Origin of the sequence: Chromobacterium indicum (assembly GCF_039708975.1) — a bacterium.
In the GTDB taxonomy this organism is placed as follows: Bacteria; Pseudomonadota; Gammaproteobacteria; order Burkholderiales; family Chromobacteriaceae; genus Chromobacterium; species Chromobacterium piscinae.
Map to the genome: position 1 here is coordinate 98,374 of NZ_JAYFSJ010000009.1, position 23,287 is coordinate 121,660.

Consider the following 23,287-nt stretch of genomic DNA (forward strand, 5'->3'; position numbering starts at 1 on the left):
TTTTGGCAGAGTGCTTCAGGACATCTGCGCGACATTGGACAACGGCACCAGGTTGTTGCCCGGCAGCACCAGCATCGGCGTACCATTGGCCCAGGATACCGCCTGGACCTGCTGGGTGTTGTAGGCCGTGGCGGCGGTCGTGCCAGACGAACTGGCCTGCGCCACCTTGACCTGGAAGGTGTAACTGCCGCCAGCCGGCAACTGGTTGTTGTTGGCGTCCTTGCCGTCCCAACTGAAGGTTGTCAAACCCTTGCCCGGATTTTGCAGCGGCACCGTATCCACCACATTGCCGTTCTGATCCAGCACATTGACCTGCACCGAAGCGGCGGGTCCGTTCAACAACACGCCCGCCTGGGTGGTCTGGCCGGCGGCCGGCGCGGTCAGGGTGTTGCCGGCCACCATCACGTTCTTGCCTATCATGCTGGAGGCCATCAGCGACTGGGTGGCGCTCTGCGCCGACACCATTTGCTGCATGGTCTGGTTCAGCGTCTGCAGGCCGGCCACCTGGCTGATCTGCGCCATCTGGCTGGTGATCTGGCTGTTGTCCATCGGATTCAGCGGATCCTGCGCGTTCAGCTGCGCGGTCAGCAGCGTCAGGAAATTGTTCTGCATCGCCTGCGCGCTGGTCACCGACGAATTGCTGGACTTCGTGCCGGCGTTGTTGGTCGACTGAATGGAGCCGGCCGGTACTTGGCCGCTGTTCACGTTGGTGTAATCGAATCCGTTTCCGATGCCGTTCGTTGCTGCGGTAGCCATGGCCGTCACCCTTTAGTAGTTTATTGACCGAGCTGCAGCGTCTTCTGCAGCAGCGTCTTGGCGGTGTTCATCATTTCAACGTTGTTCTGGTAGGCGCGAGAGGCAGCGATCATGTCGGCCATCTCCTCCACCACGTTGACGTTGGGCATGGTCACGTAGCCGCGCTCGTCGGCCAGCGGATTGCCCGGTTCGTACTTCAGTCTCGGCGGCGACTGGTCTTCCACCACCGACGTCACGCGCACGCCGGCCACCTGCGGCTGGGCGTTGTCCACCGGAATCGCGGTGAACACCACGTGGCGCCCCTTGTAAGGCTGGCCGGTCGAGCTGGTGGCGCTTTCCGCGTTGGCCAGATTGCTGGCCACCACGTTGAGCCGCATCGATTGCGCCGACAGCGCCGAACCTGAAATATTGAAGAGATTAGACAGTGACATTCAATCAGCCTCCCGTGCCGCTGCCCTGGATTGCCGAGCTCAGGCCGCTGATCTTCTTGTTGAGGAAGGCCAGCGTGGTCTGATACTGCAAGGCGTTGTCGGCGAAAGCGCCGCGCTCCACGTCCATGTCCACCGTGTTGCCGTCCAGGCTGGGCTGCACCGCGCTGCGGTACTGCAGCGGCGTGCCGGAGCCTTCGCCAGCCTGATTGGCGATGTGGCGCGCGTCGGTCTGAGCCAGCCTCAGTTGCCCTTGCTTGTCCACCTGCGCCTGCAGCGCGGACTTGAAATCGAAATCCACCGCCTTGTAATACGGCGTTTCAGCATTGGCGATGTTGCTGCCTATCACTTCGGCGCGATAGGCCTGCAAATTCAGCGCGCGCTGCTGAAAATCGAAATAGTGGGCAATCTTGTCTAGCATTGGGCAATCTCCTCGCTGGCCTACGCTAAAGCACGAAGTGTGCCAGTGCTTGAAAGCCGCGCAAAGCCAAGTTTTCACGCCGATTCGGCCGCAAGCGGCAAGTTTGCAGGCCGGACGCGGCGCGAGCGGCGGCAAAACTTGCCGCCCCCATCCGCATCAAGCTATTTGAGGATTTTGCTTGCCGGCCCATCCAAATCGTGCCAAACCGACAATAATGTAAATAAGTAGAATGTCGGAGCAGAGCGATGCTGGCTTTGGAACAACTGCTGATCTCATTGGCCGAACCCTCCCAGGTGCAGGCCCAAATCATCACCAAGGCGCTGGAGGCGATGGGCGCCGCCCAGATAGAAGTCCACCCTTCCGGCCGCGAGCTGATAGAGCAGGCCCGGCAAAGGCGGCCGAACCTGATCATCAGCGCCTACCACCTGCCCGACATCACGGGCGCGGAGCTGGTCCGGGAGCTGCGCGAAAGCGATGATCTGTACGACCTGCCCTTCATCCTGATCTCCAGCGAAACCAATCCGGAAAGACTGGAAACGATACGCCAGGCCGGCAGCCTGGCCATCCTGCCCAAGCCGTTCACGCCTGAGGAGTTCGATCTGGCGATGCAGTCGGTGATGAGTTTCCTCAACTGCCCCAGCCTGGGCGCCGAGGTCGACTCCGACATGGCGCTGATGAACGTGCTCATCGTCGACGACAGCAGCACTTCGCGCCATCACATCCGGCAGGTGCTGGAGAAGCTGGGCTTCGAGCATTTCTGCGAGGCGGCCAGCAGCGAAGCGGCCATACCCTATCTGGAGCAGGAGCCGTTCAAGCTCATCATCACCGACTACCACATGCCGGGCATGGACGGACTGGACTTCGCCCGCCACGTCCGCAGCAGCGGCCTCCAGCCGGACACGCCGGTGATGATGATCACCAGCGACAGCGACAATATCGGCAAGGATGACCTGGAGGACGCCGGCATCGCCGCCTGCTGCCAGAAGCCTTTCGACATGGACAAGATGCGCGAGCTGATCCGCACCTTGCTCAACGAGTACTGACGCCAGCGCAATCGGCTCCCCAAAAAAACGCCCGGCTAGACCGGGCGTTTCATCTCCTCGGCAAGCGCGTTCGCGCCGCCGGGCAAGGCCTGCCCGCCAAACTCAGCGCGGCGCCACCCATACCAGGCGCGAATGCGCCTTGTCCGCGCCGAAAGACTGGCGGCGCCAGTAACCCTGGCTGGCGTATTCGACGCCATCGGCCAGTTCCGGCACCCGGCAGAAAGTCACCTCGCCGAAGCCGGACTTCAACAGCTGGCTGCGCGCCTTCTGCCGGGTTTTCACACACGAGGGATGCGCGGCTTCCGCCACCCATTCCGCCGGCGCGGAAGCCTCCCAGCCCTTGGCCAGCTCCAGCTTGGGCTGAGTCATCATCGCCAGGCCGTTCAATACGGAAGACAGCAGCCCCTGCCAATCGGCGGCCACATTTTCCAGCTGCGGCGCCAGCTCGCCCGGGTACTCCACCCGCGCCAACTCCACCTGATCCGCCGCCTGCAGCCAATTGACGCCATCCGGCGCGAAGCCCATCCGCACCATCGTCAGCAGCAAGGCCCGGCGCTCCGGCTGATGCGCGATGAAGGCCCCGCCCTCGCCCGGCACATGCAGGAAGAAGGCCGCTGCGGGGAGATTCAGCGTATCGGGCAGGTTCGACGGCTGCCGGGTGTGGGCCAAGGCTGCCGCCAACGCGCCATCCAGATGGGACACCACGCGCCCGTGGCGAGCGAAGTGTCCCCAGGCCTCGGCCAACGCCAATTCGCAGACGATGGTGGCCTGCGGAATCTCGAACACTTGCGCCGCGCGCTCCAGCTCGCGCTTGATCACATCCTTCATCTGCGCCCGCGCCTCGGCGGCCTGGACCGTCTGGGCATACAGCTGCCCCACTCGCTTGGCCCAAGGCCGGGTGACGGCGTAGCGTTGCACGGCGTATTCCATGCCACTGCTTCCTTCGAAATAAAAAGGGCCGCATTGTAGCAAACGCGGCCCCATGCCCCAACCCGTCCCCAAAACCCGCGCCAGGCATCTAATGGCCGCCGCCCTTTCGCCGCGTAGGCGACCGGTCCTGGATAACCCCGGAGTACAGCCACTGCCGGAAGTGGCTCAGCGCCATCGGCTTGCCGAAATAGAATCCCTGCAGCAACTCGAATCCACTCGCTTTCAGATAGTTCTGCTGACCTGCGGTCTCCACGCCCTTGACGATCACGCTCACGCCCAGCTGGCGGGACGACGGCAACAGGCCGTCCAGCACATTGCCGCGCAGCGTGTCCTGCCCCAATGCGGAGGCGAAGCCTTTTTCCACCTTCAGATAATCAAAATCCCAGCGCCGCAGATAGTCCTTGTCGGCATAGCCGGAGCCGAAATCGTCCAGCGCCAGCCTCACCCCCTCCCGCTTGAGCCTTCGGATCACCTCCTGCGCGCCGGACGCCTCGCTCAATGGCGTCTGCTCCGAAATTTCCAGCACCAACGCCGCCTGCTTGGCCCGCAGCATCTCCAGCATTTCCCGGCAATCGTCCGCCAGTTCCGGCATCGCCAGATGCTCGCCGGCGATATTGACGCCGACGATGAAACCCGGCGGCAAGGCCACCTGGCGCAACTCGCCGGCCGCCCGCTTAAGCAGATAGCGGGTCAGCGGCACGATCAACCCCGCCTCGGTCGCCTCCCGGATGAACAGGTCGGCCCTCACATTGCCCTGCATCGGATGGCGCCAGCGCGCCAGCACTTCCGCGCCGACGCACTCTCCGCCCGCGGCGGTGACGATGGGCTGGTAGTGGACGAAAAACTCCTGGTTGCGTATGCCTTCCAGTATTTCCCAGTCGCTGGCGCTGCGCACGCCCGCGCCGCGCCGCAGCCAGCCGGCGAACATCGCCCCGGCCAGCGCGGCCAGAACCCCCACCTCCGCGCCGAGCGTCCATCCGCGCCAGTCCGGCGGATCAAATCCCGCCCGGCCCAGCCACCAAGGCAGGAACAGCGCCGGCAACGCGCACGCCAGCACCGCCAGCGCATACACCGGCGCGGCGCCCGCCCCGGCCGCCCGCCGCGACAGCCACACCGCCAACTTCCGCCCCATCCGCATCCGCCCGCCCCCAGCCTGCTGCCTTATAGTGCAGTGTAGCGAGCGGGGATGGCTTCGCCAGCCCCGCCCCCCGCCCGGTAGGGCGATCGCAGGCTATTTTTGCGGATAGTCCAAATCAAGACACAAACAATCAAATACTTATCCGGCCATTTTTCAGAAAAGTGTTGCCTTGGGGCCGTAATTAATGTACAGTCCGGCCTCTTGTAATTTCACCGGGCAAACCCACACCACGCCTCTGCCCGAGTGTGTTTTCATCGTCCCTGACCCTTTACCAGGCTTCGTCCAAGCAATAATGTCGCTTTCGACTGGACCGCTGTTCGCCGCTTGCCAGGTTAGTGCCGATGATTTGCGGCCCAAAGGCGCCGTATAACCGCCACGAAATCTGGCTATAAGTGACGCCGGCATCATCCGGCCTGAAAGGACATACATGAACTTTTCCGATCTGGGCATCGCCCCGACCATCCTGCGCGCTCTGGAAGCTGCCGGCTACACCTCCCCCACCTCGGTTCAAGCCGAAGCCGTCCCGGCCGCCATCGCTGGCCGCGACCTGCTGGTTTCCGCTCAAACCGGCAGCGGCAAGACCGCCGCTTTCCTGCTGCCTGCGCTGACCAAGCTGTCGGAACGCTCCACCGGCAAGGGCCAAGGCCCGCGCGTGCTGGTGCTGACCCCGACCCGCGAACTGGCGCAGCAAGTTGAAAAGAACGCTCTGGAATATGGTAAGGACCTGCGCTGGATGAAGACCGCCTGCCTGGTGGGCGGCTCTTCCTTCGGCTTCCAGATTCGCGCCCTGTCCCGCCCGATCGATCTGATCGTGGCGACTCCGGGCCGCCTGATGGACCACATGCGCTCCGGCCGCATCGACTTCTCCCGCCTGGAAATGCTGGTGCTGGACGAAGCCGACCGCATGCTGGACATGGGTTTCATCGACGACATCGAAGCCATCGTCAAGGCCACCCCGGAATCGCGTCAGACCGTGCTGTTCTCCGCCACGCTGGACGGCATCGTCGGCCGCATGGCTGAAAAGATGACCCGCGATCCGCAACGCATCGAGATCGCCCGCACCGAAACTTCCGGCGGCACCATTGACGAACACCTGCTGTACGCGGACGACCTGAACCACAAGCATCGCCTGCTGGATCACATCCTGAAGGAATCCGGCTTCGACCAGTGCGTGATCTTCTCCGCCACCAAGGCGTATACCGAAGAGCTGGCCGACAAGCTGTCTGATCAGGGCTACTCCGCCGCCTGCCTGCACGGCGACATGCCGCAAAGCTGGCGCAATCGCACCCTGAACGACCTGCGTCGCGGTCGCATCAAGGTATTGGTCGCCACCGACGTGGCCGCCCGCGGTATCGACGTGCCGACCATCACCCACGTGGTGAACTTCGACCTGCCGAAGCAAGCTGAAGACTACGTGCACCGCATCGGCCGTACCGGCCGCGCCGGCCGCGACGGCACCGCCATCACCCTGGCGGAAGCGAAAGAGTCGCACAAAGTGCGCCGCATCGAGCAATACCTGAAGCGTTCCATCGCCGAAGGCGTGATCGAAGGCATGGAGCCGACCCGTCGCCCGTCCAAGGGCGGCCCGCGTCGCAACGGCAAGCCGGGCGGTTACGGCGATCGTCGCGGCAATGGCGGCGGCAGCCGCGGCGGCTATCAGGGCAATCGCCGCGAAGGTGGTTACCAAGGCCAGCGTCGCGAAGGCGGCTACCAAGGCAACCGCGGTCCGCGCAGCAACGCGCAGTAAGGTTGAGCTTGAAATGAAAAACGGCGGGAATCCCCGCCGTTTTTTTTGCGTCCGCGCCGCTCCTTATTTCTTGGTCGCCGCCGGCTTGCACAACATGGCGCTCGGCGAATGGAAACTGCCGCTGGGCAGCCCGCGATTGTCGAACACGGTCCCGCCAAGAAGCAGGCCCTTGTTGGGATTCGTCACATTGGACGGCCAGGGAATGATGTAATTGATCTTGGAGATGCCGGAACTGCCGGCGCTGCCTCCGGAGAACGACACGTCGCCCGCGAACTGGATCTGGGCGGTCCGGTAGCCGATAGGCCCCCGCGGGCCGCCTTGCCTGACCTGTCCGGACACGATCATGACCTTGTCGCGCACTTCGATCGAAGTGATTCCGCCGCCGCTGCCTGCCGCGCCCGCCTCGTCGCCCCAGGATCCGCTGGCGGTGAAACCCACCAGGTCCATGTAACCGGTCACCTTGTAGCCATTTACATTGCCGGCGATCAACAGCCGGTTGGGCGACACCGCGCCGATGTAGTTGATGGTGGCGTTGGTGTTCAACTGGTTGAACCCCGGCCCGATGATCGCGAAGCGCGTATCGCAATCCTGATTGGAATCGGCCAGAACGGACGGACTGGCTCCAGCAAAAGCCGCGCCTGCCGCCAGGGCAAGCAGTATCTTGGACTTCATCACGGTTCCTTTCCTGTTGTCATCGCGGCGATTCGATGCCAGTGGCTTTCTCGCCGCGTCGCCTATCGTGAAGCAAGCCAAGAAAAAATGACATTGATATTAAAAAACAAACAATAAAATTTGATTGATATCAATAACTCTTATTCCCCGCCTATCGCCTGCCGCCGCGCCAAAGCCAGCATCAGCCAGGCCCCATGGGGCAGCCACTGCTCGCTCCAGCGCCATGACTGGCTGATGTCGGTCTGCTCCGGCAGCAGGAAGGCGATGCCATCGCCCCTTCCCGGCTCGGCGGTGACGCCGTTGCAAACCCCGCCGGGCGCGTTGCAGTAGCCCGGCTCGTAACGCGGATTGTTCCTCCCATGCCCCTGCCACATGCAAACATCGAATGGATTGCGGCCCAACACCCAGTCCACAGCGGCCTGGGCGTAGGCATCCAGGTCTTCCGCCAGCTCCGGCCAGCGCGCCGCGCCGCGCCAGGCGGCAGCGGCCAGCGAGCCCAGCCGCGCGTTCTCGCCCTGCCACCAATAGCCGCTGGCATTGCGCTGCGGCATGAAAAAACGCGCGCCTTCGATCTCGCCCGCCTGCCTGACCCATTGCCGCGGATAGCCAAAAGGGTTGCCCCCCGCGCTGCGGGCCAACTCGCCACGCAGTCCTAGCTTCCACCCCCGCTCCACGGCCTCGGCGCAAGGGCCGTCCGGCAAGGTTTCCAGGTAGCGCGCCAGCGCCATATAGGGCAGGCCTGCATCGGACGCGTGACAGAAACTGCGGCCTTGCCGGCGATCCAGCCAGAACCAGCCGTCGCCATGCTGTCGGGCCAGCAAGCCGGCCGCGCGCTCCGCCGCCGCGTCGGCGTAATCGCTGTCGCCGCAGGCCGCATACAGTTCGCAGGCGGCCAGCAGCGCGCAGTAGTCGTCGATCAGGTTTTCCTCGCCGTCCGGCAAATAATCGCGGCCATGCTCCCGCAGATGGGCGAAACCTTGCCGCGCGGCCGCCAGATATTCCGCCCGCTCGCTTTCGCCGTCGCGCGGCAGCGTCGACGCCGCAGCCAGCGCCGCCACCGCCATGCCGCCGCCCTGGCGCCAGCCCGCCTGAAATGCCGAAGATCGCACGCCCTGCTGCGTGGAATAGGCGCACAAGCTGCGTCGGCCCTCGTCCTTGCTCCAGCCATCGAACAGGGTCTGGTAGAAGAAACCCGATTCATGTTGCATCCGCAGCAGGAAATCGGCGCCATGCAGCGCCTCGTCAACCAGGCGCTCGTCGAACCACTTGCCCTGTTGCGGCAAGGCTTGCCGCGCCTGGATCAGGCTCCAGACCAGCAGCGGCGTCTGCTGGGGATTCAGATAATTGGCATAGGACAGGTGGCTCAGATACTTGGAGCAATCGCCGGAAGCGTCGAACCACCCCCCGTGCGCGTCGCGCCGCGCGTCGCCGCCCTCTTCCGGCGCCGCGCGATCGGCCTGGTCGTACAGGCCGCTGCAGCGCTGCGACTTGAAATAGAACACCAGATCGGACAACAGCGCCGGCCCGTACAGGCCATCCGCCACCTCGAACGGCGCCGACACCAGCGGCGGCGCGCTGCCTTCCAGCCACAGCTGATAGCGCCCGGGCTGGGTCAGTTCGTCGAGATCCGCGCGCCAATAGTGATCGTCACCCCAGCCGTTCACGCTGCCCAGCGCCCGCAACGGCGCGCGCATCACCACCTTGCCGGCGGCATCCAGCACCGCCACGGCATCCACCGCCGCGCCGGCCTTCGCCTGCAGCAATATCGGCTTGGCCGCCTTTCGCTCGAAGCCCAGATGATTGAACAGGAACCGCATCGCCATCATCGCCCTCCAGTCTGATTCCGCGCGCTCAGCGCCGGCCGCCCTTCAGCAGCACCTCGTATTGCGGATTGAATTCGTCGAACACCAGCAAGGCCGCCGCCCCCAGCGCCACCACGTCGCGGCCGGCGCTGCCCTGCCGCACGCGCTCTCCGCTGCTGCTGCGCACCGACAGCGGCAACGGATGCAGCCGCGCCATCAAAGCCTCTTGCCAGACTGGCGGCAGCAATCCGCCCAGCACCACCGCGTCGATGTCCAGCATGGATTCCAGGATATTGATCGCCTGCCGCAGCGGCCCGGCCGCGGCGTCCAGCCAGCGCTCTCCGGCGGCGTCTATCCCCCGCGCGGCCAGATGCTCCGGCGTGGCGAGCGGTCCGCCGGCGATGCCTAGTTCCTCGTACAGCGCCTGCAGCGATACGTAGCGTTCCAGGCAGCCGCAGTTGCCGCAATCGCAGGGCCGGCCGGCCGGCACCACCATCATGTGCCCCGCTTCGCCGGCGTTGCGCCGGCCGCCGGTGTACAGCCGGCCATCCAGGAACAGGCCGGCGCCCAGCCCGGCGCCGATGAACAGGTAAACGAAATTGCGCAGCTCGCTGGCCATGCCGTATAGCCGCTCGCCTATCGCCGCCGCAGTGGCGTCCTTTTCCAGCAGCACCGGCAGGCCCAGCGCCCGCTCCAGCCCCGCCGCGTCCACGCCCTCCCACCCAGGCAACGTGGTCGGCCCCACCGAGGTCATCCCCTCCACGCCGAACGGCCCCGGCATCACCAGGCCCAAGCCCAGCAATCGCCCCCAGTCCAGACCGGACTCCCGCCTCAGCCGCTGCAGCAGATCCGAGATCAGCGGCAATGCTTCGTCCGGCGACGGGCGACTCACCGGCGCCTCCAGCCTGACCCGCACCCGGCCCGACAAATCCAGCGCCAAGGCCACCAGCATCTGGTGATCCAGCTGCATCCCCACCGCGTAAGCGCCGTCCGGATTGAGGGTAAGCGGAATGGCGGGCTGTCCGCGCGCCCCCTCCCGCAAAGGCTGCCCCGCCAGCAGCATGCCCGCGTCCAGCAGCTCGGCGGCGATATTGGACACCGTCTGCGGCGTCAGCGCGGTCAGCCGAGCCAGATCGGCCCGGGTCAATTGGCCGTTCAGGCGCACGGTTTCCAGCACCGCGCGGCGGTTATGCGAGCGGGCGTATTCGAGATTGGTGCCCGACACCGTGCGCGGCTCGGCGGCTGATGATGTTTTTTTCATGAAACGGAAGTATGACGGCGACGCACCGGCCAAACAAGCCATTGTCATCGAGCGGCACTTAAATAAATCAAGTTGACGAAATAAAATTCGAATGCTTTACTGGTGAAAATTCAAATGTCATCATTCGAACGAGGCGGGCCGCAAGCCCGGCAAGCGATGAATCCAAGCATCCGATACCTGATAGGCGTGGATGGCGGCGGCACCGGCACCCGCATCCGCCTGAACGCGGCCGACGGCTCCCCGCTGGCCCAGTCGGAAGGCGACGCCTCGGCGCTGTCATTGGGCATCGGCAAGGCTTGGCAAGCCGTGCGCTCCACGCTGAACAACGCTTTCGAGCAGGCCGGCCTTCCCGTGCCGCCCGTCCATGAGTGCGCGCTGGGGCTGGGCCTGTCCGGCGTTCACAACAAACAGTGGGCGAGCGAATTCAAGGCGCTGGCTCCGGACTTCGCCGAGCTTCGCCTGGCCACCGACGGCTACACCACCCTGCTGGGCGCGCACGGCGGCCAGCCCGGCATCATCGTGGCGCTGGGCACCGGCAGCATAGGCGAAGCGTTGTATTCCGACGGCAGCCACCGCGAGGTGGGCGGCTGGGGCTATCCCAGCGGCGATGAGGCCAGCGGGGCCTGGCTGGGCCAGCGCGCCGCCCAGCTCACCCAGATGGCGCTGGACGGCCGCCGCAGCCACAGTCCGCTGACGCGCGCGGTGCTGGAATTCGTCGGCGGCGACTGGCAAGCGATGATGAACTGGAACGGCCGCGCCACGCCATCCCAGTTCGCCCGGCTGGCGCCGCTGGCGCTGAGCGCCGCCCGCGTCGACCCGGAAGCCGACGCGCTGCTGCGCCAAGCCGGTGAGGACGCCTGGGCCATCGCCCGCGCGCTGGACCCGAAAGACGAATTGCCGGTGGCCTTGTGCGGCGGATTGGGCCAGGCGCTGCGCGACTGGCTGCCGCCGGGCTTCCGCCAGCGCCTCGTCGCGCCGCGCGGCGATTCCGCCCATGGCGCCTTGCTGCTGCTGCAACGCTCGAACCCGCAACAATAAGGAGAAGACGATGAAACCGTTCCGCCCCGCGCTGGCCGCGTTCGCGCTGCTGGCCTGCAGCCTGTCCGCCCATGCCGAAAAAGTCCGGCTGGAGTTCTGGACCGACTCGCTGAAGCCCACCTTCGACGGCTACTTCGCCAACGTCAAGAAAACCTACGAGGCGCAGCATCCCGACGTGGAAGTGCAGTGGGTGGACGTGTTCAACGACAACTTCGAAACCAAGCTCAACGCCGCCATCGCCGCCGGCCGCCCGCCGGCGCTGGTCAACCACGACGTGCCGCGCCTGTTCAAATACGCGCAGAAAGGCACGTTGATTCCGCTGGACGCCGCGCTGGGCGCGGACAAGGCGGCCTATCTGCCCAACGCGCTGGCCGACCTCAGCTTCGGCGGCAAGCTGTACGGCCTGCCGTGGTACAACAACATCAATGTGCTGGTGATCAACGGCGAGCTGTTCAAGAAAGCCGGCCTGGACCCGAAACGGCCGATCGCCAGCCTGGACGACGAGCTGCGCCTGGCCAAGATCATCAAGGCCAAGACCGGCGTGCCCGGCCTGCTGCCGCAGCTGGGCCAGATAGACGGCATCATGCTGGGCCAAGGCCTGCCGCTGATCCAGAACGGCAAGGCCGTGTTCAACAGCCCCGCGCACGCCGCGCTGATCCGCAAGCTTGCCGACGCTTACAAGGCCGGCGCTATGGCCAGGGACAATCTGTTCGCCGATGACAATTACCAGGCCAGCATCAAACTGTACAACAGCGGCCGGCTGGCGATGATGGAAACCGCGCCCACCTCGGCCCAGCGCACCCAGAGCGACGCGCGCAACATCTACGCCGCCACCGTGGTGCAGCCGGCGCCGCTGGGACCGGCCAAGATCGCCCAGGGCGGCTATCTGTTCAGCTGGTCGGTATCCAAGGGCCTGCCGGCGCGGACGCAGCAGGAAGCGGTCAAGTTCGCCAGGTTTCTGACCGGCGACGCCCAGCAGCTGGCCTTCGCCAAAGTGACCGGCGCCACCTTCCCCTCCACCCGCCGGGCGCTGGCCGACAGCTATTTCGTCAAGACCTCGGCCGGCGGCGGCGCGATAGAAAGCGCGCGCATCGAAGGCGCCAAGGTGGCGCTCAACATTCGAACCCTGGTGCTGATCGGCGTGCCCAATGTCGGCGATCTGAAAAAGAATCTGGTCGACAACGTGGAAGCCGCGGTCACCGGCAAGAAGGACGCCCAGAAGGCGCTGGACGACGCCGTCGCCTTCTGGAACCGCCAGCTGAAATAAACCGCTTCCCTCCTCAGCTCCTCGCCGCGTCTTCCGGCAGGGGCGCTTTTTCTTTTGAAGGCCAAGCCGGACCGCAAGCATGACGCCGACTTCCACCCGCAACGCCTGGCTGTTCCTGTCACCCGCCCTGCTGCTGATGGGCGTGTTCACTTTTTGGCCGTTGCTGTTCGGCAGCTATGTCGCCTTCACCCGCTACGACCTGATCTCGCCGCCGCAGTGGGTGGGCCTGGACAACTTCCGCTACCTGCTGGACGACCCGGTGTTCATCCTGGCGCTGGGCAATTCGCTGCGCTACCTGCTGGTGGTACCTGCCATCCAGTTGGCCGGCATCGCGCTGGCTGTGCTGGTGAACCGGGCGCTGCCTGGCATCAAGTGGTTCCGCGCCGCCTTTTACCTGCCGGTGATCACCACGGTGTCGGTGGTGGGCATCATGTGGAACTGGATGTACGCCGATTACGGCGTGCTCAACGGCGCGCTGCATTGGCTGGGATGGGTACCGAAGGAGCACGATGTCGGTTTTCTCAGCGACGAGGATCTGGCGCTGTATTCGGTGATGTTCGTCACCTTCTGGCGCGGCATCGGCTATTACATGGTGCTGTATCTCGCCGGCCTGCAGGCGATTCCGGCCGAGATGCAGGAAGCCGCGCGGCTGGACGGCGCCAATGCCTGGCAGCGCTTCTGGCGCATCACCCTGCCCATGCTCAAGCCCACCATCCTGTTTTGCAGCCTGATTTCCACGCTGGACGCGATCAAGGCCTTCGAGGAAGTGCTGGTGATGACGCGCGGCGCGCCGATGAATGCCACCTACACCGCGCTCTACTACGCCTTCCACCAGGGCTTCAACCAGCTGGACTTCGGCCGCGGCAGCGCGGCTGGGCTGGTGCTGACCCTGGTCTGCCTGCTGCTGGCCTGGCTGAATTTCAAGCTGATCCGCGCCGATCACCGCTGAGGACGACATGACCGCCATCGCCCTGAACCACGCCGCGCCGCGCAAACTGCTGCGCCGCCTGCCCGACTACCTGCTGCTGCTCGCGCTGTCCTTCGCCTGCGTCTATCCCTTCCTGTGGACGCTGGGCATCGCCGTCGGCAACGGCGAGCAGGTGTTCGACTTCCCGTCGCCGCTGTGGCCGAAGGACGCCGGCTGGCGACACTTCGCCGCGGTGTGGGACGCCATCCCGCTGGGACGCTTTTTCTGGAATTCGCTGTGGATTTCCGGCCTGACCACGCTGGGCACGCTGGCGGTGTCGGCGCTGGCGGCGTTTCCGCTGGCCAAGCTGCGCTTCCGCGGCCGGCAGGCGGTGTTCTACGCCATCATCGCCACCCTGCTCTTGCCCAGCGAGATCAACTTCATCAGCAACTACGTCACCATCAGCCGGCTGGGCCTGGACGACAGCCGGCTGGGCGTGGTGCTGCCATCCATCGCCGGCGCTTTCGGCATCTATCTGATGAAGCACGCATTCGAGGAGATTCCGGACGAGATCGTCGACGCCGCGCGAATGGACGGCGCCAGCGACTGGCAGGTGTTCCGCCGCATCTGCCTGCCGCTGTCCCTGCCCTACCTCGCCACGCTGGGCATCTTCACGCTGGTGTGGTCGTGGAACGTCTACGTCTGGCCCAGCGTGGTGCTGAAAACGCCGGACCTGTATCCGCTGTCGGTCGGCGTGCTCTATCTGAAAGGCGCGTTCGCCACCTCCACCCGGATGGTGGCCGCCGGCGCGGTGCTGACCATCCTGCCGGTGCTGGCGGTGTTCGCGCTGTGCCAGCGCTACTTCATGCGGGGAATGGACGGGGCGGTGAAATGAAAAAAACGGGCGATGGTTCAGGCGCGGCCGCGCCGCTGCGCGACATGGGTCCAGCAGGCCCGTATCATGGCGATTCATCTTTCTCTCAGGAACCCGGCGTTCGCAATATCGCAATATGGGGGCTTCTCTCCGCCCTGCTTCTCGCCTTTTCCGCGGCCGCCGCTGCCGCGCCGCCGACACAGAAACTGCCGGAGCCGGCCATCACGGTCCGCTTCGACTATTATCCGCAAGATCTCGCCACAATCCGCGCCCTGGAGCGCAAGCTCGCCAGCGCGATCAACCGCGCCAAGGCCGGCGAATTGGGCGAAACCGAGCTGCATCTGGACGGCAATGACGGCTTTTTGTACCTGTACGGCCCCGATCCGGACCGGCTATACGCAGCGGCAGGCCCCATCCTGAGACCATCCAGACTGATGGTCCATGCCGAAGTGACAAAACAATACGCCGCCAGCTCAAAGACCTTTCCGCTGGGCAAAGACAATCCGGATTAAATCCGCCAGCCGCAGCGGGGATAGCCGCAGCCTCGACATGAGCAGGCTTAGAGATCCATCCGTCTCCTGAAAGACCTCAACCCGCAGACCAGCGCCGCGATGCCGGGTATCGCCACGCACAGGAAGATGGGAACGCCCGCCGCGCCCATCAGGAAGCCGGCCAGCACCGCCGCCAAGCCGTAGATGGGGAGGATCAGCCACTCCCATAGCGCCAGGTTGGCGGCATCCTCCGCCATCGGACGCGGCGGATGGCCTCTTCCCCGCCGGATCACGCGTATCAGGTAAAGGTCCAGGATAAAGTCCAGCACGCCAAGCAGCATCCTGCCGATGAACTCCAGCATCGGAGCCTCCATGATTCGATACGCGACGGTCCGAGTCTAGCATTGCCGGATGAAGACAGTGCCCGAACAACCGCGCGCCGCGAACGAGTCTTATTGTCAGACATCGCCGCCGTCATTTAATCTGCTCGGCACGACCTTACATTCCACAACCATACGGTCGATACATAACCATACCAAGACAAAGGAAATCGCCGCATGGACACCCGCTCCCTCTCGCCGCACCGCCCATTGAACCGGCAGGACTGCAAGACGCTGTTCCTGGCCGCGCTGGGCGGCGCGCTGGAGTTCTACGACTTCATCATCTTCGTGTTTTTCGCCGTGGTGCTGGGCAAGCTGTTCTTCCCGCCATCCATGCCGGACTGGCTGAGCCAGCTGCAAACCTTCGGCATCTTCGCCGCCGGCTATCTGGCGCGCCCGCTGGGCGGCATCGTGATGGCGCATTTCGGCGACCTGATGGGCCGCAAGCGCATGTTCACGCTGAGCATCGTGCTGATGGCGCTGCCTACGCTGGCCATGGGCATGCTGCCCACCTACCACGAAATCGGCATGGCCGCCCCGTTGCTGCTGTTGGCGATGCGCATCCTGCAGGGCGCGGCGATAGGCGGCGAGGTGCCGGGCGCCTGGGTGTTCGTCGCCGAGCACGCGCCGGCGCGCCACACCGGCTTTGCCTGCAGCGTGATCACCTCCGGCCTGACCATAGGCATCCTGCTGGGCTCGCTGATCGCCACCGCCATCAACCTGGCCTTCAGCCCGCAGCAGATCGCCGACTGGGCGTGGCGCGTGCCCTTCCTGGTGGGCGGCGTGTTCGGCCTGGTGGCGATGCAACTGCGCCAATGGCTGCACGAGACGCCGGTATTCGCCGAGATGCAGGCGCGCAAGGCCCTGTCCGAGGAGCTGCCGCTGAAAACCGTGCTGAAGAAGCACAAGGCCGCCGTCGCGCTGTCGATGTTCGTCACCTGGTTCCTGGCCATTTCCATCGTCGTCGCCATCCTGATGGCGCCGGCCTATCTGCAGAAGCAGTTCGGCCTGCCGGCGGTGGACACGCTGCGCGCCAACAGCCTGGCCATCGTCGCGCTGACGCTGGGTTGCCTGGTGGCCGGCGTGTCCAGCGACCGCCTGGGCAGCGGCCCCACCTTCATCGGCGGCAGCCTGCTGCTGGCTGCCAGCAGCTACGCGTTCTACTCGTCGATGGCGGCGCACGCCGGCCAGCTGTACACCCTGTATCCGCTGCTGGGCTTCAGCGTGGGCATCGTCGGCGCGGTGCCGCTGGTGATGGTGCGCGCCTTCCCGCCGCAAGTGCGCTTCTCCGGCCTGTCCTTCTCGTATAACGTCGCCTACGCTTTCGCCGGCGGACTCACGCCCATCCTGCTGTCCATCTGGCTGAAGTACGACGCGCTGGCGCCGGCCTACTACCTGATGCTGCAATGCCTGATCGGCCTGCTGGTCGGCTGCTACCTGCTGTTCGCCGGCAGGAAGACCGGCTCGGCGGCGCTGGCTCAGGAAGGCTGAACCGGCATCACGCTCTCTTCGTCCACCGGCGGCAGCCTCGCCGCCGGGTCCTGGCAATAGAACTGGCTCAGCAGCCGGTACAGCTCGGGATAATCCCGCCGCGCCAGATGCGGGATTTCGAAGAAGGCCTCGCTGAGCACGGCGAAGAATTCCGCCGGATTTTCGCTGGCGTACGGGTCCAGCCACCCCTCCACCCCGTGGTCCACCTCGCGGCAGAACTGCCGGTAGGCCTGGTTCCAGGCCCGGCTCCACGCGGCGCGGTCCATGCCCTTGTGCAAGGGCGGCGCGCCGTTGGCCGGGCCGTCCAGCATGTCGAACTGGTGGGCTGTCTCGTGGATCACCACGTTCCAGCCGTCCAGCAACGGCGATTCGTTGACGTCCGGCCAGGAAAACACCAATGGTCCCTGGTAGTGGGCCTGGCCGATCAGTACCTGCTCGCCCTCGTGGGTAAGCCCTATCCCGTCCTGCCAGCGGTTGCGCGCCACGAACGGGGCCGGGTACAGTATCGCCTCGCGCCAGTTTTCATAGGCGCGCATGCCCAGGTTCATGCCCGGCAGCGCCAGTTGCAGGGCCAGCCGGCAGCGCATGGCGTCGTCCACTTCCATGTCTTCCAGGCCGGTGATGGTCTTGGCCAGCAGCAGTTCGCCGGCCAGCCTGACCAAACGGTCTGTTTCTTCGGTCGACAAACCGACCAGCAGCGGCATGCCGCCCGCCTCGTCCCGCAACCACGACAGCAAGGCGGCCGGTATCCGTTTGCCGCCCAGGCGGCGCATCCAGTCTAATAGCATGAACTCTTGGCTCGGAATCGCGTCAGTCATTGATACCTTAGGGCGGGGAAGGAGCAATTCAATGCCCCGCCCTGCAATACAGGAGAAACCATAATGACCCTCCCTCTCTGGCCCAATCTGATGCTGAATCCGCTGGCAGCGTTCGGCATTCTGCTGGCGCTGGGCGTGATAGGCGGCCAGATCGCGGTGCGCGTGGCGCGCCTGCCCGCCATCACCGGCTACATCGCCACCGGCCTCATCATCGGCCCCTACAATCTCAACCTGCTCAATCAGCAATTGCTGAACGAAGCTTCGCTGTTCGTGCAGCTGGCGCTGGGCATCGCGCTATTCGAAGCCGGCCGCCGCGTGGACCTGCGCTGGCTGCGGGTGGAGAAAACCCTGCTCGCCACCACTCTGCTCTACTGTCTGCTGGTGTTCGGCGCGCTGTTCGCGCTGCTGAACGGCAATGGCTTCGGCGCGCCGGCCAGCCTGATGCTGGCGGCGCTGGGCATGGCCACATCGCCCATCGTGGTGCTGGAGATCGTGCGCGAATCGCGCGCCGACGGCCAGGTCAGCGAGCGGTTGCTGACCGCCACCGCGCTGTCCAGCCTGCTGGCGATGGCCGGCTTCGCGCTGGCGCTGTCCTACACCCATCTTTCCTCCGACCACAGCGTGGAGGACGGCATCCTGATGCCGGGCTGGCTGATCCTGGGCTCGGTGGCGCTGGGCCTGGTCGCCGGCCTGGTCACCACCCAGCTCAACCGCTGGCTGGGCGGCCATCAGCGCGAGGCGCAGCGCGTGCTGCTGTTCGGCCTGATCGCGCTCTTGGTCGGCGCCGCCGACATGCTGCAACTGCTGGCCCTGCTGGCGCTGCTGGTGGCCGGCATGAGCACCCGCACGCTGCGCCACGGCTACACCGTCAGCGAACCGGGCATCCTGTCGCTGAGCCATGTCTTCACCGTCGCCTTCTTCGTATCCGCCGGCGCCCACCTGTCGCCTCAGGCGCTCGCCTCGCATTGGCAGCTGGCGCTGTTGTGCCTGATCCTGCGCAGCGGCATCGGCATGCTGGTATGGTGGCTGGCCGCGCGCGGCAACGGCCTGTCCCGCAAGCAGGGCGCCTGGCTGGGCCTGGCGCTCAGTCCGATGAACAGCGGCTCCGCGCTGCTGCTGGGCCTGGGCATCGTGTCGCTGGGCGAAGCCGCCACCAGCTTCAGCGCGGCGCTGATGGCCGCATTGCTGATCAACGAAATCGTCGCCCCCGTCCTCACCCGACTGGCCCTGCGCCTGGCCGGCGAAACCGCAGGAGCCAACCATGCTTGAATTCAACCAAAGCCAGCCGCTCACCCTGGGCGTGGAGCTGGAACTGATGATACTGAACCGCCGCGACTACAACCTCACCCGCGGCTCCGACGATCTGCTGCTGCAGGTCAACCGCAAGCCGCACGGCTTCGACATCAAGCCCGAGATCACCCAGGGCATGATAGAAATCGGCACCGCTGTCCATAGCGACGTCAACGCGATGCTGGAAGAGCTGCTCGCCATCCGCAAGCTGCTGGTGGACAGCGCCCACAAACTCAATCTGGGCCTGGCCGGCGGCGGCGCCCATCCGTTCCAGCACTGGGAGGACCAGCGCATTTATCCCAAGGAGCGCTACCGCCTGGTGTCCGAGCTGTACGGCTACCTGGCCAAGCAGTTCACCGTCTACGGCCAGCACATCCACATCGGCTGTCCGGACGGCGACGTCGCGGTGCGGCTCACCCACTACCTGGCCCGCTACATTCCGCACTTCATCGCGCTGTCGGCGTCGTCGCCGTTCTACCAAGGCGTGGACACCTCGTTCCAGACTTCGCGGCTGACCAGCGTCAACGCCTTCCCGCTGTCCGGCTGCATGCCGGTGGTGGATAGCTGGAGCGCGTTCAACGACTACTTCGAACGGATGGAGGCGCTGGGCATCGTCGCCAGCATGAAGGACTTCTATTGGGACATCCGGCCCAAGCCGGAATACGGCACCGTGGAAATCCGCATCTGCGACACCCCGCTCTCCATCGAAACCCCAGTGCTACTGGCCGCCTACGCCCAGATGCTGGCGCGGCGCTGCTTCGAGGAAGAGTGGAACGACATCTGCTCCGAACCCTACCTCACCTACAGCTACAACCGCTTCCAGGCCTGTCGCTTCGGCTTCGACGGCGTGATGGTGGATGCCCGTTCCAAGAACCAGCTGGGACTGCAGGAAGACCTGCTGGACACGCTGCGCGCGCTGGAACCGCACGCAGAGGCGCTGGGCAGCCAACACCAATTGGCGGCGCTGCGCCAGCGGGCATTGAAATGCCACAGCGACAGCCGCTGGCTGCGCCAGGTGTTCGAGCAGAGCGGATCGCTGAGCGAAGTGGTGCGGCGCCAGAGCGAGCACTGGATGTACGCCGAGCCGGGAGTCGGCGTAAACTGAGCGATTCCAATCGGATCGCCCTTTTATGCCTTTCGAACTCCCGCAGCAGCCGGCGCCGGAACTGCCCGCGCGCTGGTGCATTTTCAACGGCGGCCTGCTCTGGCTGCAAAACCAGCAGCTGCCAGCGCATCCGCCTGCCGGCTGCGCGCTGACCGGCCAGCGCTTTCTCGGCATCCACGAAGACAGCAATCTGTTCATGGCGGATCTGGTCGGCGAAGCCCCGCCGCAAGCGGGAGAATGGCTGCCTCTGCGGCCGGCGTTGATGGCCATGCCCGCGGCCCAGGTGCAGGCGGCCGCCCGCGCCGCCCAGCTGCGCCAGTTCTTTCACAGCCACCGCTTCTGCGGCCATTGCGCCACGCCGCTGGCGGTAAACAGCGATCAGCTGGGCCGGCATTGCCCCAGTTGCGGCCAGGTGTACTACCCTCGCATCTCCCCCGCCATGATGGTGCTGGTCCGCCGCGGCCGCGAGCTGCTGCTGGCCCGCAGCCCGCATTTCACGCCCGGCATGTACAGCGCGCTGGCCGGCTTCGTCGAACCCGGCGAAACGCTGGAAGAGTGCGTGCACCGCGAAACCTGGGAGGAAGTGGGCATCAAGGTGAAAAACCTGCGCTACGCCTTCTCCCAATCCTGGCCTTTCCCGCACTCGCTGATGCTGGCTTTCACCGCCGAATACGATGGCGGAGACATCCGCCCGCAGGAAGGGGAAATCGAGGATGCCGGCTGGTTTGACATAGACGCGCTGCCGACGCTGCCCTCGCCGATCTCCATCGCCCATCACCTGATCGCGCACGGGCGCGAGCTGATCCGAAATCAGCAAGCATAAGCCGCTCCCCAAACCTGAATCGGAGGGATGCGCCATCCCTCCGATTTGGCGTCGCCTGCCAGACTCCACAGACCGTCCCAAAAGAAACGCCCGCTCGGGAAAAATCCAGCGCAGGCATCGGCCGGCGCATCCCCGAGCCATCTTTCATAAACAAGGCAGCAAGCTGTCATTGCCGCTGCGATGAAAATTCAAATAGAATATTTACTCGATAAAAGCATTGCTAAATGCTGCTCACCTTGTTTACTTCCGGATGAAAGAATCGATCGTGAAACAAAAAAACCTGCTGAACCTTGCCCTGACGATAAGCCTGCCCCTTGCCTGCGCAACCGCGCAGGCGGCCGCCATGACCGTGGACAGCCTGGACGGCCCGGTCACCCGCAACGAAATCCAGTCCTTCGTCGATTTCGCGCAGGGGCTGCAACCGGGCGCATCCAATGTCGACAACGAATGGGCGCAAGGCCGCAGCGGCGAAAACCTGAAAGCCATGGCCCTGGTTTACGACATCGCGCCGAGCCAGCCCCTGCTGGACAAGATGGTGTCCTTCTGCGACGCGCTGCTGTCGGAACGCAACGACATCCTGCCGGCGCCAGCTGGCCAGCGAGTGATCTGGACCGGCCGCATCGATCCGGTATGGCCGAACAAACCGGACGTCAGCCCGATCCAGACCGGCGGCGAACAAGGCGACCCAGTGGGCCACCTGGGCAGCTGCGCCCGGCAGATACTGAAAACCACTGCGGTATACAACCAGAAAGTGGCCGGCGGCGACCCCTTCCATTTCGGCGCCACCTATCTGCAACGCGCCAAGACCTATCTGAGCCAAGCCGACAAGACGGTTGACCAGCACATCCTGAAATCGCTGATCAAGCTGACCGACGGCAACCGCATGTACTTCGCCGCCAACGCGCCATACAAAGCCGGCCTGCCCGTGCCGTGGAACCAGCAGATGATGTTCGGCTACGGCTTCCTCAACCTGGCACAGGCGCATGAGCTGCTGAAAGACGACCCGGCCCGCGTCAAACGCTACGACCAGATCCTGCAAGCCAATCTGGACTGGTTCCTCCAGTCCGGCCTCACCCGCTACACCGACAAGGCCGGCCACCCCGCCTACGATTGGGGCTACACCATGCCCGACACCTCCGGCGAAGACAACAGCCATGGCAGCCTGGACACCGCCGGCCTGTACCGGCTGTATCAAAGCGGACGCTACGGCCTGAAAGCCGCGCAGCTGGCGCCCATCGCCAACACCGTGCTCGACGTGATGCGCCTGGGCGACCGCCACTACGCCGGCCGCCTCAACGGCACCACCGGCGCCGGCAACAGCAAGGACACCAACTACCTGCGCAGCGGCTACCTGTTCACCGCGCTGTTCCAGCCCAGCGCCTACTACACCATGATGAGCGATGCCGGCATCCAGGATGGCAGCAACGCCTCCCGCATCGACGCCTTCTCGCGCTTCCTGGCGGTGAAAGCCGCCCGCGCGGCCGGCGGCAAGCAGAAATAACGACTAACGCCACCCGGCGTTTCATCCCTAGGGATAAACCGCACAGCCTGGCTGTGCGGTTTTGTTTTGACGCAGCTGGGCGACCAGACCCCGAGCGAGTTCCGGCTTGCTCACCTTTAAGCCAGAAATCTCCAGCTTAGACCGCTCGGTTAGTCGGGAGGAGGTCACACGGGCGGGCTATGTCAAGTGGAAATGCAATGAAAAATAGGCAAACCATTTATAACAGAACTTCAACCTGCCGTCGCATCTGGAAGCAAAATAGCTTTAACAAAATACGCGAGAATCAATTCTTTTTTTCTCTCCTCTCCAGCATCAATACAACTTAAATAAGCCTTGCCGCAAAACTCCATTTCGTATACTTCAGCATCTTCATCTACCCCTGAAAAAACACTATTCCAATCAATTCTGCCCGGTTTGGCGACATTCCGCCACTCAACCAAGCGCTCGGATAATTTCTCACATAAAACGTAATTCCCACCTTGGCTAACAAAAACGGAATCAAGGGACTTGGCCCTTTCAAAATCATTGACAGATACATTTATAAACTTTGCCTGATTGGAAATCCTATCCCTAGCCTCAATATTTAATTTTGCTCGAAAAATGAGACGATTATGAGAATGCAACAAAAACTTCAACGCTTTCCCATTTAAACCAAAGTCATCATACGCCCAGCATGTCAATAGAGCAACAATCTTGCTCATCACAACACCAACCTTAGCAAAATCTCCTTTCGACAAATTATGCTTATCACCATGAGCAATTTTATTCCTAATGCCCATAACAAACTTAACTCCACTATCGCTGAGAGAAATTATCTCAACCACCTCTTTATTGCAAACACTCACCGCATACCGATATTTATCCATAAAGGATGGGCCAATTTCTTTCACACTAAGCCTATTTGCAAACTCCAACACCTTATCCTTATACTCTGACGGCAATGTTTTTGCATACTCTTTCATGTCTTCTTTTAGCTTCAAATTCTTAGGCTTCGCCTTGCTCTTTTCCATATCGGCAACATAAACCGAATCAACGTATGCCTCCAACAAGAAGAAATACCCTAAAACCTCATACTCCCAAAACCCTTTATAACTTTTCATTCCA

The 23,287-nt window shown here is 63.9% G+C and carries 23 protein-coding genes; 12 read left to right on the top strand and 11 right to left on the bottom strand.

What is annotated here, in order from left to right; genetic code table 11:
• Positions 1–15: 15 nt before the first annotated feature.
• From VA599_RS13710 to flgB, 3 genes are read right to left on the bottom strand one after another with little or no spacing between them, the layout of a single operon-like run.
• Positions 16–756 carry a flagellar hook assembly protein FlgD gene (locus VA599_RS13710; RefSeq protein WP_158677676.1) on the bottom strand — a complete coding sequence of 247 codons (741 nt, stop codon included), beginning with the start codon at positions 754–756 and terminating at the stop codon, positions 16–18.
• 20 nt (positions 757–776) lie between these two features.
• Positions 777–1,187, bottom strand: a complete 411-nt coding sequence (gene flgC / locus VA599_RS13715; protein WP_021477269.1) for a flagellar basal body rod protein FlgC — start codon at positions 1,185–1,187, stop codon at positions 777–779.
• A gap of 4 nt (positions 1,188–1,191) precedes the next feature.
• Positions 1,192–1,605, bottom strand: a complete 414-nt coding sequence (flgB, locus tag VA599_RS13720) for a flagellar basal body rod protein FlgB (protein ID WP_346789058.1) — start codon at positions 1,603–1,605, stop codon at positions 1,192–1,194.
• A gap of 245 nt (positions 1,606–1,850) precedes the next feature.
• Between flgB and VA599_RS13725 the strand changes: the two genes are divergently transcribed.
• Positions 1,851–2,648 carry a response regulator gene (locus VA599_RS13725; RefSeq protein WP_346789059.1) on the top strand — a complete coding sequence of 266 codons (798 nt, stop codon included), beginning with the start codon at positions 1,851–1,853 and terminating at the stop codon, positions 2,646–2,648.
• Between the two features lie 102 nt (positions 2,649–2,750).
• Here VA599_RS13725 and VA599_RS13730 read toward each other — a convergent pair whose 3' ends face one another.
• Both VA599_RS13730 and VA599_RS13735 read right to left on the bottom strand, forming a co-directional pair.
• Positions 2,751–3,578, bottom strand: a complete 828-nt coding sequence (locus VA599_RS13730; protein WP_346789060.1) for a hypothetical protein — start codon at positions 3,576–3,578, stop codon at positions 2,751–2,753.
• Positions 3,579–3,666: 88 nt separating this feature from the next.
• Positions 3,667–4,710, bottom strand: a complete 1,044-nt coding sequence (locus tag VA599_RS13735; protein WP_346789061.1) for an EAL domain-containing protein — start codon at positions 4,708–4,710, stop codon at positions 3,667–3,669.
• Positions 4,711–5,143: 433 nt separating this feature from the next.
• On the opposite strand from VA599_RS13735, the gene VA599_RS13740 reads away from it, so the two are divergent.
• The gene (locus VA599_RS13740; RefSeq protein ID WP_021477274.1) at positions 5,144–6,463 is read left to right on the top strand and encodes a DEAD/DEAH box helicase; all 1,320 of its coding nucleotides are present in this window, start codon (positions 5,144–5,146) and stop codon (positions 6,461–6,463) included.
• Positions 6,464–6,526: 63 nt separating this feature from the next.
• Here the strand turns inward: VA599_RS13740 and VA599_RS13745 are convergent, their stop codons facing one another.
• The 3 genes from VA599_RS13745 to VA599_RS13755 all read right to left on the bottom strand — a co-directional run bounded on the left by VA599_RS13745 (position 6,527) and on the right by VA599_RS13755 (position 10,198).
• A complete protein-coding gene (locus VA599_RS13745) occupies positions 6,527–7,135 on the bottom strand; it encodes a hypothetical protein (RefSeq protein ID WP_346789062.1) in 609 nt (202 codons plus the stop codon).
• A gap of 140 nt (positions 7,136–7,275) precedes the next feature.
• Complete coding sequence (locus VA599_RS13750; RefSeq protein WP_346789063.1) at positions 7,276–8,961, bottom strand: glycoside hydrolase family 9 protein; 1,686 nt, start codon at positions 8,959–8,961, stop codon at positions 7,276–7,278.
• 25 nt (positions 8,962–8,986) lie between these two features.
• The gene (locus tag VA599_RS13755; RefSeq protein ID WP_346789064.1) at positions 8,987–10,198 is read right to left on the bottom strand and encodes an ROK family transcriptional regulator; all 1,212 of its coding nucleotides are present in this window, start codon (positions 10,196–10,198) and stop codon (positions 8,987–8,989) included.
• A gap of 156 nt (positions 10,199–10,354) precedes the next feature.
• On the opposite strand from VA599_RS13755, the gene VA599_RS13760 reads away from it, so the two are divergent.
• From VA599_RS13760 to VA599_RS13780, 5 genes are all read left to right on the top strand, one after another.
• Positions 10,355–11,236, top strand: a complete 882-nt coding sequence (locus VA599_RS13760; protein WP_346789065.1) for a glucosamine kinase nucleotide-binding domain-containing protein — start codon at positions 10,355–10,357, stop codon at positions 11,234–11,236.
• A gap of 10 nt (positions 11,237–11,246) precedes the next feature.
• Positions 11,247–12,503: an ABC transporter substrate-binding protein gene (locus tag VA599_RS13765; RefSeq protein ID WP_346789066.1), complete on the top strand. Its 1,257-nt coding sequence runs from the start codon at positions 11,247–11,249 to the stop codon at positions 12,501–12,503.
• A gap of 79 nt (positions 12,504–12,582) precedes the next feature.
• Entirely contained in the window at positions 12,583–13,452 is an 870-nt protein-coding gene (locus VA599_RS13770) for a carbohydrate ABC transporter permease (RefSeq protein WP_346789067.1), read from the top strand.
• A 7-nt stretch (positions 13,453–13,459) separates the two neighbouring features.
• On the top strand, positions 13,460–14,305 hold the full coding sequence (locus VA599_RS13775; RefSeq protein WP_346789068.1) for a carbohydrate ABC transporter permease: 846 nt from the start codon (positions 13,460–13,462) through the stop codon (positions 14,303–14,305).
• Positions 14,302–14,796 (top strand): hypothetical protein, encoded by a 495-nt coding sequence (locus VA599_RS13780; protein WP_021477555.1) that lies wholly within the window; start codon positions 14,302–14,304, stop codon positions 14,794–14,796. The genes VA599_RS13775 and VA599_RS13780 overlap by 4 nt, the downstream gene beginning before the upstream one ends.
• Before the next feature lie 47 nt (positions 14,797–14,843).
• Here VA599_RS13780 and VA599_RS13785 read toward each other — a convergent pair whose 3' ends face one another.
• A complete protein-coding gene (locus VA599_RS13785; RefSeq protein ID WP_021477556.1) occupies positions 14,844–15,137 on the bottom strand; it encodes a hypothetical protein in 294 nt (97 codons plus the stop codon).
• Between the two features lie 195 nt (positions 15,138–15,332).
• On the opposite strand from VA599_RS13785, the gene VA599_RS13790 reads away from it, so the two are divergent.
• Positions 15,333–16,646, top strand: a complete 1,314-nt coding sequence (locus VA599_RS13790) for an MFS transporter (protein ID WP_104947458.1) — start codon at positions 15,333–15,335, stop codon at positions 16,644–16,646.
• On the opposite strand, the gene VA599_RS13795 is transcribed toward VA599_RS13790, so the two are convergent.
• Complete coding sequence (locus VA599_RS13795; protein WP_346789070.1) at positions 16,634–17,434, bottom strand: M90 family metallopeptidase; 801 nt, start codon at positions 17,432–17,434, stop codon at positions 16,634–16,636. The two genes, VA599_RS13790 and VA599_RS13795, sit on opposite strands and share 13 nt — an antisense overlap.
• A 93-nt stretch (positions 17,435–17,527) precedes the next feature.
• Between VA599_RS13795 and VA599_RS13800 the strand changes: the two genes are divergently transcribed.
• The 4 genes from VA599_RS13800 to VA599_RS13815 all read left to right on the top strand — a co-directional run bounded on the left by VA599_RS13800 (position 17,528) and on the right by VA599_RS13815 (position 22,183).
• On the top strand, positions 17,528–18,733 hold the full coding sequence (locus VA599_RS13800; RefSeq protein WP_021477559.1) for a cation:proton antiporter: 1,206 nt from the start codon (positions 17,528–17,530) through the stop codon (positions 18,731–18,733).
• The gene (locus VA599_RS13805; RefSeq protein WP_021477560.1) at positions 18,726–19,859 is read left to right on the top strand and encodes a YbdK family carboxylate-amine ligase; all 1,134 of its coding nucleotides are present in this window, start codon (positions 18,726–18,728) and stop codon (positions 19,857–19,859) included. Before VA599_RS13800 ends, VA599_RS13805 begins: the two co-directional genes overlap by 8 nt.
• A 25-nt stretch (positions 19,860–19,884) precedes the next feature.
• A complete protein-coding gene (gene nudC, locus VA599_RS13810) occupies positions 19,885–20,682 on the top strand; it encodes an NAD(+) diphosphatase (protein WP_346789071.1) in 798 nt (265 codons plus the stop codon).
• A gap of 265 nt (positions 20,683–20,947) precedes the next feature.
• On the top strand, positions 20,948–22,183 hold the full coding sequence (locus VA599_RS13815) for a hypothetical protein (protein ID WP_346789072.1): 1,236 nt from the start codon (positions 20,948–20,950) through the stop codon (positions 22,181–22,183).
• A 230-nt stretch (positions 22,184–22,413) separates the two neighbouring features.
• Here the strand turns inward: VA599_RS13815 and VA599_RS13820 are convergent, their stop codons facing one another.
• Positions 22,414–23,283: a HEPN domain-containing protein gene (locus tag VA599_RS13820; protein ID WP_346789074.1), complete on the bottom strand. Its 870-nt coding sequence runs from the start codon at positions 23,281–23,283 to the stop codon at positions 22,414–22,416.
• Between the last annotated feature and the right edge of the window lie 4 nt (positions 23,284–23,287).

Bases quoted from the DNA above. Each gene is read 5' to 3' on its own strand.
- VA599_RS13710 (WP_158677676.1), bottom strand. From the start codon at position 756: ATGGCTACCGCAGCAACGAACGGCATCGGAAACGGATTCGATTACACC.
- flgC (WP_021477269.1), bottom strand. From the start codon at position 1,187: ATGTCACTGTCTAATCTCTTCAATATTTCAGGTTCGGCGCTGTCGGCG.
- flgB (WP_346789058.1), bottom strand. From the start codon at position 1,605: ATGCTAGACAAGATTGCCCACTATTTCGATTTTCAGCAGCGCGCGCTG.
- VA599_RS13725 (WP_346789059.1), top strand. From the start codon at position 1,851: ATGCTGGCTTTGGAACAACTGCTGATCTCATTGGCCGAACCCTCCCAG.
- VA599_RS13730 (WP_346789060.1), bottom strand. From the start codon at position 3,578: ATGGAATACGCCGTGCAACGCTACGCCGTCACCCGGCCTTGGGCCAAG.
- VA599_RS13735 (WP_346789061.1), bottom strand. From the start codon at position 4,710: ATGGGGCGGAAGTTGGCGGTGTGGCTGTCGCGGCGGGCGGCCGGGGCG.
- VA599_RS13740 (WP_021477274.1), top strand. From the start codon at position 5,144: ATGAACTTTTCCGATCTGGGCATCGCCCCGACCATCCTGCGCGCTCTG.
- VA599_RS13745 (WP_346789062.1), bottom strand. From the start codon at position 7,135: ATGAAGTCCAAGATACTGCTTGCCCTGGCGGCAGGCGCGGCTTTTGCT.
- VA599_RS13750 (WP_346789063.1), bottom strand. From the start codon at position 8,961: ATGATGGCGATGCGGTTCCTGTTCAATCATCTGGGCTTCGAGCGAAAG.
- VA599_RS13755 (WP_346789064.1), bottom strand. From the start codon at position 10,198: ATGAAAAAAACATCATCAGCCGCCGAGCCGCGCACGGTGTCGGGCACC.
- VA599_RS13760 (WP_346789065.1), top strand. From the start codon at position 10,355: ATGAATCCAAGCATCCGATACCTGATAGGCGTGGATGGCGGCGGCACC.
- VA599_RS13765 (WP_346789066.1), top strand. From the start codon at position 11,247: ATGAAACCGTTCCGCCCCGCGCTGGCCGCGTTCGCGCTGCTGGCCTGC.
- VA599_RS13770 (WP_346789067.1), top strand. From the start codon at position 12,583: ATGACGCCGACTTCCACCCGCAACGCCTGGCTGTTCCTGTCACCCGCC.
- VA599_RS13775 (WP_346789068.1), top strand. From the start codon at position 13,460: ATGACCGCCATCGCCCTGAACCACGCCGCGCCGCGCAAACTGCTGCGC.
- VA599_RS13780 (WP_021477555.1), top strand. From the start codon at position 14,302: ATGAAAAAAACGGGCGATGGTTCAGGCGCGGCCGCGCCGCTGCGCGAC.
- VA599_RS13785 (WP_021477556.1), bottom strand. From the start codon at position 15,137: ATGCTGGAGTTCATCGGCAGGATGCTGCTTGGCGTGCTGGACTTTATC.
- VA599_RS13790 (WP_104947458.1), top strand. From the start codon at position 15,333: ATGGACACCCGCTCCCTCTCGCCGCACCGCCCATTGAACCGGCAGGAC.
- VA599_RS13795 (WP_346789070.1), bottom strand. From the start codon at position 17,434: ATGCTATTAGACTGGATGCGCCGCCTGGGCGGCAAACGGATACCGGCC.
- VA599_RS13800 (WP_021477559.1), top strand. From the start codon at position 17,528: ATGACCCTCCCTCTCTGGCCCAATCTGATGCTGAATCCGCTGGCAGCG.
- VA599_RS13805 (WP_021477560.1), top strand. From the start codon at position 18,726: ATGCTTGAATTCAACCAAAGCCAGCCGCTCACCCTGGGCGTGGAGCTG.
- nudC (WP_346789071.1), top strand. From the start codon at position 19,885: ATGCCTTTCGAACTCCCGCAGCAGCCGGCGCCGGAACTGCCCGCGCGC.
- VA599_RS13820 (WP_346789074.1), bottom strand. From the start codon at position 23,283: ATGAAAAGTTATAAAGGGTTTTGGGAGTATGAGGTTTTAGGGTATTTC.